This is a genomic window from Oceanobacillus sp. FSL K6-2867, assembly GCF_037963145.1.
Taxonomy (GTDB): Bacteria; Bacillota; Bacilli; order Bacillales; family Amphibacillaceae; genus Oceanobacillus.
Genome location: NZ_CP150144.1, coordinates 1,942,854 through 1,952,176, shown reverse-complemented (window position 1 = coordinate 1,952,176; position 9,323 = coordinate 1,942,854). Strand labels below are relative to the sequence as shown.

General features: G+C 39.5%; 20 protein-coding genes. All 20 read left to right on the top strand.

The features are described from left to right. Positions 1-419 precede the first annotated feature (419 nt). The 20 genes from rpsJ (at position 420) to rpmD (ending at position 9,308) form a co-directional block, all read left to right on the top strand. A complete protein-coding gene (rpsJ, locus tag NSQ77_RS09735) occupies positions 420-728 on the top strand; it encodes a 30S ribosomal protein S10 (protein WP_095313553.1) in 309 nt (102 codons plus the stop codon). Between the two features lie 29 nt (positions 729-757). Beyond that, positions 758-1,390, top strand: coding sequence for a 50S ribosomal protein L3 (gene rplC / locus NSQ77_RS09730; RefSeq protein ID WP_339230648.1), 633 nt, complete (start codon positions 758-760; stop codon positions 1,388-1,390). Positions 1,391-1,416: 26 nt separating this feature from the next. Then, the gene (rplD, locus tag NSQ77_RS09725) at positions 1,417-2,040 is read left to right on the top strand and encodes a 50S ribosomal protein L4 (RefSeq protein WP_339230646.1); all 624 of its coding nucleotides are present in this window, start codon (positions 1,417-1,419) and stop codon (positions 2,038-2,040) included. Next, the gene (rplW, locus tag NSQ77_RS09720; RefSeq protein WP_149474231.1) at positions 2,040-2,327 is read left to right on the top strand and encodes a 50S ribosomal protein L23; all 288 of its coding nucleotides are present in this window, start codon (positions 2,040-2,042) and stop codon (positions 2,325-2,327) included. The genes rplD and rplW overlap by 1 nt, the downstream gene beginning before the upstream one ends. 29 nt (positions 2,328-2,356) lie before the next feature. Then, a complete protein-coding gene (gene rplB / locus NSQ77_RS09715) occupies positions 2,357-3,187 on the top strand; it encodes a 50S ribosomal protein L2 (RefSeq protein ID WP_339230645.1) in 831 nt (276 codons plus the stop codon). Between the two features lie 57 nt (positions 3,188-3,244). Beyond that, positions 3,245-3,523, top strand: a complete 279-nt coding sequence (gene rpsS / locus NSQ77_RS09710; RefSeq protein WP_339230643.1) for a 30S ribosomal protein S19 — start codon at positions 3,245-3,247, stop codon at positions 3,521-3,523. Between the two features lie 21 nt (positions 3,524-3,544). Next, positions 3,545-3,886, top strand: coding sequence for a 50S ribosomal protein L22 (gene rplV / locus NSQ77_RS09705; protein WP_095313544.1), 342 nt, complete (start codon positions 3,545-3,547; stop codon positions 3,884-3,886). Between the two features lie 3 nt (positions 3,887-3,889). Then, positions 3,890-4,528 carry a 30S ribosomal protein S3 gene (gene rpsC / locus NSQ77_RS09700; protein ID WP_095313542.1) on the top strand — a complete coding sequence of 213 codons (639 nt, stop codon included), beginning with the start codon at positions 3,890-3,892 and terminating at the stop codon, positions 4,526-4,528. A gap of 22 nt (positions 4,529-4,550) precedes the next feature. Continuing rightward, the gene (gene rplP, locus NSQ77_RS09695) at positions 4,551-4,985 is read left to right on the top strand and encodes a 50S ribosomal protein L16 (protein ID WP_026680240.1); all 435 of its coding nucleotides are present in this window, start codon (positions 4,551-4,553) and stop codon (positions 4,983-4,985) included. After that, entirely contained in the window at positions 4,975-5,175 is a 201-nt protein-coding gene (gene rpmC / locus NSQ77_RS09690) for a 50S ribosomal protein L29 (protein WP_087975050.1), read from the top strand. Before rplP ends, rpmC begins: the two co-directional genes overlap by 11 nt. A 25-nt stretch (positions 5,176-5,200) precedes the next feature. After that, the gene (rpsQ, locus tag NSQ77_RS09685; protein ID WP_095313540.1) at positions 5,201-5,464 is read left to right on the top strand and encodes a 30S ribosomal protein S17; all 264 of its coding nucleotides are present in this window, start codon (positions 5,201-5,203) and stop codon (positions 5,462-5,464) included. A 42-nt stretch (positions 5,465-5,506) separates the two neighbouring features. Next, positions 5,507-5,875, top strand: coding sequence for a 50S ribosomal protein L14 (rplN, locus tag NSQ77_RS09680; protein WP_339230639.1), 369 nt, complete (start codon positions 5,507-5,509; stop codon positions 5,873-5,875). A 223-nt stretch (positions 5,876-6,098) separates the two neighbouring features. Continuing rightward, the gene (rplX, locus tag NSQ77_RS09675; protein ID WP_339230638.1) at positions 6,099-6,410 is read left to right on the top strand and encodes a 50S ribosomal protein L24; all 312 of its coding nucleotides are present in this window, start codon (positions 6,099-6,101) and stop codon (positions 6,408-6,410) included. Between the two features lie 25 nt (positions 6,411-6,435). Then, positions 6,436-6,975 carry a 50S ribosomal protein L5 gene (gene rplE, locus NSQ77_RS09670; RefSeq protein ID WP_339230636.1) on the top strand — a complete coding sequence of 180 codons (540 nt, stop codon included), beginning with the start codon at positions 6,436-6,438 and terminating at the stop codon, positions 6,973-6,975. A gap of 29 nt (positions 6,976-7,004) precedes the next feature. After that, positions 7,005-7,190 carry a 30S ribosomal protein S14 gene (rpsN, locus tag NSQ77_RS09665; protein WP_011064535.1) on the top strand — a complete coding sequence of 62 codons (186 nt, stop codon included), beginning with the start codon at positions 7,005-7,007 and terminating at the stop codon, positions 7,188-7,190. 29 nt (positions 7,191-7,219) lie between these two features. After that, complete coding sequence (gene rpsH / locus NSQ77_RS09660; RefSeq protein ID WP_339230635.1) at positions 7,220-7,618, top strand: 30S ribosomal protein S8; 399 nt, start codon at positions 7,220-7,222, stop codon at positions 7,616-7,618. A 30-nt stretch (positions 7,619-7,648) separates the two neighbouring features. Then, positions 7,649-8,185 carry a 50S ribosomal protein L6 gene (gene rplF, locus NSQ77_RS09655; RefSeq protein ID WP_339230633.1) on the top strand — a complete coding sequence of 179 codons (537 nt, stop codon included), beginning with the start codon at positions 7,649-7,651 and terminating at the stop codon, positions 8,183-8,185. Between the two features lie 37 nt (positions 8,186-8,222). Then, positions 8,223-8,585 (top strand): 50S ribosomal protein L18, encoded by a 363-nt coding sequence (gene rplR / locus NSQ77_RS09650; RefSeq protein WP_339230632.1) that lies wholly within the window; start codon positions 8,223-8,225, stop codon positions 8,583-8,585. A 23-nt stretch (positions 8,586-8,608) separates the two neighbouring features. After that, the gene (gene rpsE, locus NSQ77_RS09645; RefSeq protein WP_149474240.1) at positions 8,609-9,112 is read left to right on the top strand and encodes a 30S ribosomal protein S5; all 504 of its coding nucleotides are present in this window, start codon (positions 8,609-8,611) and stop codon (positions 9,110-9,112) included. 13 nt (positions 9,113-9,125) lie between these two features. Further along, entirely contained in the window at positions 9,126-9,308 is a 183-nt protein-coding gene (rpmD, locus tag NSQ77_RS09640) for a 50S ribosomal protein L30 (RefSeq protein ID WP_339230629.1), read from the top strand. Positions 9,309-9,323 lie beyond the last annotated feature (15 nt).

The following is a 9,323-nucleotide window of genomic DNA, read 5'->3' as shown; positions in this document are numbered from 1 at the left end:
TTTATCAAAATAATATGTCGTTCTAGCCAGTCCGGGTGAGTGAAGGGCGATCGTTACTCAGATTAAACAAATAATCATTAGTTCCGATTTCCTTTCAAATACCAATCAAGTTTATCCAAGTATTCATTCTCTTAGTATGCTATCTGTCAATGAAACGCTAAAAAACTTCTGTATATCTAAAAAAAATTCTAGAATAACTTGCAATCATTAGGGCACGTATGTATAATAAATAAATGCGCAAAGCACTATATAAAATTAGTGGTTGCAAAGACTAGACATTTTTAGTATACTAATAATGTTGGTCACAAGGCGATGATGTGAAAGGTTGTTGGCACACCCGGCCCCTTTGCCATGGCGGGATGCTAAGAAATTTTCACGGAGAATGTCTATAATAATATGGGCGAAAAGGAGGGAAAATAATGGCAAAAGAGAAAATCAGAATTCGTTTAAAAGCATATGATCACCGTATTTTAGATCAATCTGCTGAAAAAATCGTAGATACTGCGAAACGTTCAGGTGCCAAAGTATCTGGTCCGATTCCATTACCTACAGAGAAATCAATTTATACAGTATTACGTGCGGTGCACAAGTATAAAGATTCTCGTGAACAATTCGAAATGCGTACTCATAAACGCTTGATCGATATTGTTGAGCCAACACCAAAAACAGTTGATGCATTAATGCGTCTTGACTTGCCATCTGGTGTGGACATTGAAATTAAATTATAAAAATGTGTTTAATATAGGAGGTGTAACGGATGACGAAAGGAATCTTAGGTCGTAAAATCGGCATGACTCAGCTTTTTTCTGAAAACGGAGAACTAGTTCCAGTAACAGTAATACAGGCTGAGCCCAATGTAGTTTTGCAAAAAAGAACATTAGAAAATGATGGTTATGAAGCAATACAAATCGGTTTTGCTGATAAAAAGGAATCACGTACGAATAAAGCGGAAAAAGGTCATGCTGAAAAAGCAAGCACAGCCCCTAAGCGCTACGTTCGTGAAATCCGTAACGCAAATCTTGACGAATATGAAATTGGTCAAGAAATCAGTGTAGAAGCTTTCCAAGCTGGAGACAAAATTGATGTAACTGGAACTTCCAAAGGTAAAGGATTCCAAGGTTCAATCAAACGTCACGGACAAAGTCGCGGACCAATGGGCCACGGATCTCATTTCCATAGATCTTCAGGTTCAATGGGTGCAGCAGCTTATCCAGCTCGAGTATTTAAAGGTAAAAAATTACCAGGACAAATGGGTTCTGAGCAAATCACAATCCAAAACCTTGAAGTAGTAAGTGTAGATACAGAACGTAATCTACTATTAATTAAAGGTAACGTACCTGGTGCGAAAAAATCATATGTGAAAATCACAAGTGCATTAAAAGGTAACTAATCACACATACGAAGGGAGGATATGTCATGCCTAAAGTAGCACTTTTAAAACAAGATGGAAGTAATGCTGGAGAAATCGAATTAAACGATTCCGTTTTCGGTATTGAGCCAAACACACATGTATTACATGAAGCAGTAGTAATGCAGCGCGCATCTATGCGTCAAGGTACTCACGCGGTAAAAAACCGTTCTGAAGTACGCGGCGGAGGTCGTAAACCATGGCGTCAAAAAGGAACTGGTCGTGCTCGTCAAGGATCTATTCGCTCACCACAATGGGTTGGCGGTGGAACTGTATTCGGACCAACTCCACGCAGCTACAGCTATAAATTACCAAAGAAAGTACGTCGTTTAGCACTTAAATCTGCATTGTCTTCTAAAGTAAAAGAAGATAGCTTAGTTGTTTTGGATAGCATTGCTATTGATGCACCAAAAACAAAAGAAGTTATTAAAATGTTAGATGCGCTAAGCGTTAATGCAAAAGCATTGATCGTGACTGCTGAAAGAGACGAAACAGTAATTCGTTCTGCTAACAACCTTCAAACTGTAAAGGTATTGACTGTTGATGAAATCAATGTACTCGACTTGCTTGCGCATGACAAGCTGATCATTACTAAGGATGCAGCTGAAAAAGCAGGGGAGGTGCTTGCATAATGAAAGACGTACGCGATATAATTAAACGCCCTGTCATTACAGAGAATTCCGCTGATTTAATGGCAGAGAAAAAATATACGTTTGAAGTATCCCCGAAAGCAAACAAAACTGAAATCAAAGATGCTGTTGAAGTTATCTTTGGTGTAAAGGTAGAAAAAGTTAACACAATGAATGTTAAAGGTAAGTTCAAGCGAATGGGTCGTTACGGTGGGTACCGCTCAGATCGCAAGAAAGCTATCGTTCAGCTTACAGAAGACAGCAAAGAACTGGACTTCTTTGAAGCATAATCTAAAAATATCGTGAAGGAGGGAAAAAGATGGCGATTAAAAAATTCAGACCAACCTCAAATGGTAGACGTAATATGTCAGTGCTAGATTTCGCAGAGATTACTACGGATACTCCGGAAAAATCCTTGTTAGCACCGCTAAGCAAACGTGGTGGTCGTAACAATCAAGGTAAATTAACTGTTCGTCATCAAGGTGGCGGTCATAAGCGTCAATACCGTATTATCGATTTTAAACGCGACAAAGATGGTATACCAGGACGCGTTGCTACAATCGAATATGATCCAAACCGTACAGCTAATATTGCTCTTATCCATTACGCAGATGGAGAAAAGCGTTATATCTTAGCTCCAAAAGGACTTAAAGTAGATCAAGTAATTGAATCAGGTGCAGATGCAGATATCAAAGTTGGTAATGCACTTCCACTTGTAAACATCCCAGTAGGTACAATCATTCACAACATTGAGTTGAAGCCAGGACGCGGTGGACAAATCGCTCGTTCAGCTGGAGCAGAAGCTCAGATTCTTGGACGTGAAGAAAAATATACACTTGTACGTTTAGCTTCAGGCGAAGTTCGTTTAATCCTTTCTACTTGCCGTGCATCGATTGGTCAAGTTGGAAATATTGAACATGAACTAGTTCGTGTTGGTAAAGCAGGTCGTTCACGCTGGAAAGGCGTTCGCCCAACTGTTCGTGGATCTGTAATGAACCCTAACGATCACCCACACGGTGGTGGTGAAGGACGCGCACCTATCGGACGTAAATCACCAATGTCACCATGGGGCAAACCGACACTTGGTTACAAAACGCGTAAACGTAACAAACCATCTGATAAGTATATTGTTCGTAAACGTAAAAAATAAACGTAAAGTAAGGACGGGAGCTAAAGCCCGTCTGCAACTCTGGAAGGAGGTTTATTCATGGGTCGTAGCTTGAAAAAAGGACCTTTTGCAGATGACCATCTAATGAAGAAGATTGATAGCCTAAACGAAGGTGACAAGAAACAGGTTGTAAAGACTTGGTCTCGTCGTTCTACAATTTTCCCTACATTCATTGGTCACACAATTGCTGTTTATGACGGACGTAAACATGTACCAGTTTATATTACAGAAGATATGGTCGGACATAAATTAGGTGAATTCGCGCCAACTCGTACGTATAGAGGACACGCTGCCGACGATAAGAAAACAAGACGCTAATAAGAGAGGAGGTACTAAGGCATGCAAGCTAAAGCCGTTGCGAAATCAGTTCGTATTGCTCCTCGTAAGGTTCGTTTAGTAGTAGATCTAATTCGAGGAAAAAATGTTGGCGAAGCAATTGCGATTCTACGCCACACACAACGCGGTGCTTCTCCAGTAGTAGAGAAAGTTCTAAAGTCTGCTGTAGCAAACGCAGAACATAACTATGAAATGGATGCAGATAATCTAGTGATTTCTGAAGCATTCGTAAATGAAGGTGCTACATTGAAACGTTTCCGTCCACGTGCACAAGGACGCGCAAGTAAAATTAACAAACGCACAAGCCACATTACAGTAGTGGTAACTGAAAAGAAGGAGGGATAGTCAGTGGGTCAAAAAGTAAATCCAACAGGTCTTCGCGTAGGTATCATTAAAGACTGGGAGTCAAAATGGTATGCTGGTAAAGACTATGCAGACTTACTACATGAAGATATTAAAATCAGAGAATATCTTGAAAACCGTTTAAGCACAGCTGCTGTTTCTTCTATCGAAATCGAACGTGCAGCAAACCGTGTTAACATTACAATTCATACTGGTAAACCAGGAATGGTAATTGGTAAAGGCGGTTCAGAAGTTGAAGCTCTACGTAAATCATTAAACAGCTTGACTGGTAAAAGAGTTCATATCAATATCGTTGAAATCAAGAAAGTGGATCTTAACGCTAAATTGGTAGCTGACAACATTGCTCGTCAATTAGAAAACCGTATTTCATTCCGTCGTGCTCAAAAACAAGCAATTCAACGTGCAATGCGCGGAGGAGCTAAAGGAATTAAAACACAAGTTTCCGGACGTCTTGGCGGAGCAGATATCGCTCGTGCGGAACATTACAATGAAGGAACAGTACCACTACACACTTTGCGTGCTGATATTGATTATGGTACAGCAGAAGCTGATACTACTTATGGTAAATTAGGTGTTAAAGTGTGGATTTATCGTGGAGAAGTCCTTCCAACTAAAAACAAATAAATAAGGGAGGGTGCTCATTACTATGTTAATGCCTAAACGTGTTAAATATCGTAGACAACATCGTGGTAAAATGAGAGGCCAAGCAAAAGGCGGTACAACAGTCGCTTTTGGTGAGTTTGGTTTACAAGCAACAGAGGCTTCTTGGATTACAAGCCGTCAAATCGAGGCAGCTCGTATTGCAATGACTCGTTACATGAAACGTGGTGGTAAAGTTTGGATTAAAATTTTCCCAGACAAACCATACACTGCAAAACCGCTTGAAGTTCGAATGGGTTCCGGTAAAGGTGCTCCTGAAGGATGGGTAGCAGTAGTTAAGCCAGGAAAAATTATGTTTGAAATCGCAGGTGTGTCAGAAGAGGTTGCTCGTGAAGCACTTAGACTTGCTTCTCATAAACTGCCGATTAAAACTAAATTTGTAAAACGTGAAGAAATTGGTGGTGAAAGCAATGAAGGCTAATGAAATAAGAGATCTAACCACTGCCGAAATTGAACAAAAAGTTAAATCATTAAAAGAAGAACTATTTAATTTGCGTTTCCAACTTGCTACAGGTCAGTTGGAAAACACTGCACGTATCCGTGAAGTGCGTAAAGCAATTGCACGTATGAAAACTGTAGTACGTCAACGTGAATTAAGCGTAAATAACTGATTCTACAGAGAGGAGGTTAGCCTCAATGACTGAGCGTAATAATCGTAAAGTTTACACAGGACGTGTTGTTTCCGACAAAATGGATAAAACAATCACTGTTCTAGTTGAAACATACAAATTCCATAAATTATATGGGAAACGTGTTAAGTATTCAAAGAAATTTAAGGCACATGATGAAAACAACCTTGCAAAAACAGGGGATGTAGTTCGAATCATGGAGACTCGTCCACTATCAGCTACGAAACGTTTTCGTCTAGTTGAAGTAACAGAGGAAGCCGTTATTATATAATTAGAGGTCGCGTATAAAGATCCGAAGGGAGGTCACAGTGTTATGATTCAACAAGAAACTCGTTTAAAAGTTGCAGATAACTCTGGTGCTCGTGAAGTATTAACCATCAAAGTATTGGGTGGATCAGGACGTAAAACTGCTAATATTGGTGATGTAATTGTTTGTTCTGTAAAACAAGCAACACCAGGCGGCGTTGTCAAAAAAGGCGAGGTTGTAAAAGCAGTTGTTGTACGTAGTAAATCTGGTGCACGTCGTAAAGATGGATCTTATATCCGTTTTGATGAAAATGCTGCCGTAATTATCCGTGATGATAAAAGTCCAAGAGGAACTCGTATTTTTGGACCAGTTGCACGTGAATTGCGTGATGCTAAATTCATGAAAATCGTATCTCTAGCTCCAGAAGTTTTATAATTGTTGTTTATGTGAAGGAAAAAGACCGCGAAGTTCGAAGCAGATAAGCTCTATTGACTGGATGACAGGCATAAGAAAGTTCGTTGCCGAATTGATCTTAAAAGAAACTCGATTTCTTCTGAAATAGTAAAGCATATTGCCAGAATTTCGATGTGTCATTTTTACAGAACGGTATACAACATCGATAAGTAAGAATTACCTTGTCAAGGAGGTGCGTTAAAGCATGCATGTAAAAAAAGGTGATAAAGTAAAAGTATTATCCGGTAAAGACCGCGGTAAAACAGGTACTATCTTAGAAGCATTTCCGAAGAAAGAGCGTGTGCTTGTAGAAGGTGTTAATATGATTCAAAAACACGCAAAACCTTCTCAAGACAATCCGCAAGGCGGAATTCTTAACATAGAAGCTCCTATTCATGTTTCTAATGTAATGCCGATTGATCCAAAATCCGGTGAACCAACTCGTGTTGGATATGAAGTGCGAGACGACAAAAAAGTCCGCATTGCAAAAAAATCCGGTGAAGCATTAGATAAATAATTTGTGCTGAAAGGAGGGCGCCACTATGAACGAATTAAAACAAAAATATCAAGGTGAAATTACACCATCTTTAATGAATAAGTTTGAATATAAATCAGTAATGCAAGTACCAAAAGTTGAAAAAATCGTGATTAACATGGGTGTTGGTGATGCAGTTCAAAACTCAAAAGCATTAGACAGTGCAGTTGAAGAGCTTACATTGCTATCAGGCCAAAAACCATTAATCACTCGTGCGAAAAAGTCTATCGCTGGATTCCGTCTACGTGAAGGAATGCCAATCGGGGCGAAAGTAACCCTTCGCGGTGAGCGCATGTACGAATTCCTTCAAAAGCTAATTGCGGTATCACTACCACGTGTACGTGACTTCCGTGGTGTTTCTAAAAAAGCTTTTGATGGTCGTGGAAACTACACATTAGGTGTAAAAGAACAATTGATTTTCCCTGAAATCAATTACGATAAGGTAAGCAAAGTTAGAGGTATGGATATTGTTATTGTTACAACATCCAATACTGACGAAGAAGCTCGTGAACTATTAACTCAGCTGGGCATGCCTTTCCAAAAATAAGCGTACTGCTAATACAAGGAGGGAAATTTGTGGCTAAAAAATCGATGATTGCGAAACAAAAACGCCCGCAAAAATTTAAAGTACAAGAGTACACACGCTGTGAACGTTGTGGTCGTCCGCATTCTGTAATTCGTAAATTTAAACTTTGCCGTATTTGTTTCCGTGAACTTGCCTATAAAGGTCAAATTCCTGGTGTCAAAAAAGCAAGCTGGTAAACCCCGATTCGGGAAGGAGGTAATTAGTAATGGTTATGACAGATCCAATCGCAGATATGCTTACTCGTATTAGAAATGCAAACATGGTAAAACATGAAAAATTAGAGCTTCCTGCTTCTAAAATGAAAAAAGAGATCGCTGATATCCTGAAACGTGAAGGTTTTGTTAAAGATTATGAATTCGTTGAAGATAACAAGCAAGGTGTTCTACGTATTTTCATGAAATACGGTGCAAATGAAGAGCGAGTAATCACAGGTATCAAACGTATCAGTAAACCAGGACTACGTGTATATGCTAAATCTACAGAAGTGCCACGCGTACTTAACGGTTTAGGTATTGCTATCGTTTCAACATCTAAAGGTGTGCTATCTGATAAAGAAGCACGTTCACAAGCTGTTGGTGGCGAAGTTCTAGCATACGTCTGGTAATTATTATTTTTTAATGAGGAGGTGCATGGAATGTCTCGTATAGGACTTAAACCGATTGAAATTCCACAAGGTGTAGAAGTTAAACTTGACGGTGTTACAATCACTGTTAAAGGGCCTAAAGGTGAATTAACAAGAGATCTACACCAAGATATGAAAATTAACATTGAAGAGAATGTAATTACAGTTGAACGTCCAAGTGACCATAAAGATCATCGTGCATTGCACGGAACAACTCGCAGCTTAATCAGCAACATGGTTGAAGGTGTGAGCAAAGGTTTCGAAAAATCACTTGAAATTATTGGTGTCGGATATCGTGCACAAAAACAAGGAAACAAACTTGTTATTAACGCTGGGTATTCACATCCAATTGAAATCGATCCAATTGAAGGAATCGAAATTGATGTTCCTAAAAATACAGAACTAACTGTAAAAGGTATCGACAAGGAATTAGTTGGTGCTATTGCAGCTAACATCAGAGCAATCCGCTCACCAGAGCCTTATAAAGGTAAAGGTATTCGCTATGCTGGTGAATATGTACGCCGTAAAGAGGGTAAAACTGCTAAGTAAGATTAGTTAAAAGTTAGGCGAGAAAGGAGTGACCTAGATGATCACAAAACCTGACAAAAATATTGTACGTAAAAAGAGACATGGTCGCGTTCGTAAAAACCTTTTCGGTACTGCTGAGCGTCCTCGTCTAAACGTATATCGTTCAAATAAAAATATTTATGCACAATTAATAGATGATATTGGTGGTGTAACGGTTGCGAGTGCTTCAACAGCTGATAAAGAGCTTAACATTGGAGCAGGGTCAAACGTTGAAACTGCTAAGAAAGTCGGAGAAGCACTTGCGAAGCGTGCTCAGGATAAAGGTTACAAATCTGTTGTATTCGATCGTGGAGGATACCTATATCATGGACGTGTGAAAGCATTAGCTGATGCTGCTAGAGAAGCAGGACTTGAATTTTAGTTGATAAGGAGGGGACCATTGGAATGAGAATTAACATTGATCCGAACAAATTAGATCTTGAAGAACGCGTTGTGACGGTCAACCGTGTTGCTAAAGTTGTTAAAGGTGGACGTCGTTTCCGCTTTGCAGCACTTGTCGTAGTTGGTGACAAGAATGGCCATGTTGGTTTCGGTACAGGTAAAGCACAAGAAGTACCTGAAGCTATCAAAAAAGCTGTTGATGATGCAAAGAAAAACTTAATTAGAGTACCAATCGTTGGAACAACTATTCCTCATGAAATTCATGGACGATTTGGTTCTGGTAACGTACTAATGAAGCCAGCTACAGAAGGTACTGGAGTTATCTCTGGCGGACCGGTTCGTGCTGTCTTAGAATTAGCTGGTGTCGGTGATATTTTAACTAAGTCACTTGGTTCAAATACACCAATTAATATGATTCGTGCAACATTAAATGGCTTAACAAACTTAAAAACAGCTGAGGACGTAGCGAAATTACGTGGAAAGTCTGTAGAAGAACTGTTAGGATAAGGAGGGAATCACTATGTCTAAAAAATTAGAAATCACCCTCACACGCAGTGTCATTGGTGGAACTGCTGTACAAAGAAACACTGTTCAAGCATTGGGATTGAAGAAAATTCGTCAAACCGTTGTACTTGAAGATACTCCAGCCGTACGTGGTATGGTAAATCGAGTGTCCCACTTGTTGGCAGTTAAAGAAATTTAATTTTACATTAGCGTA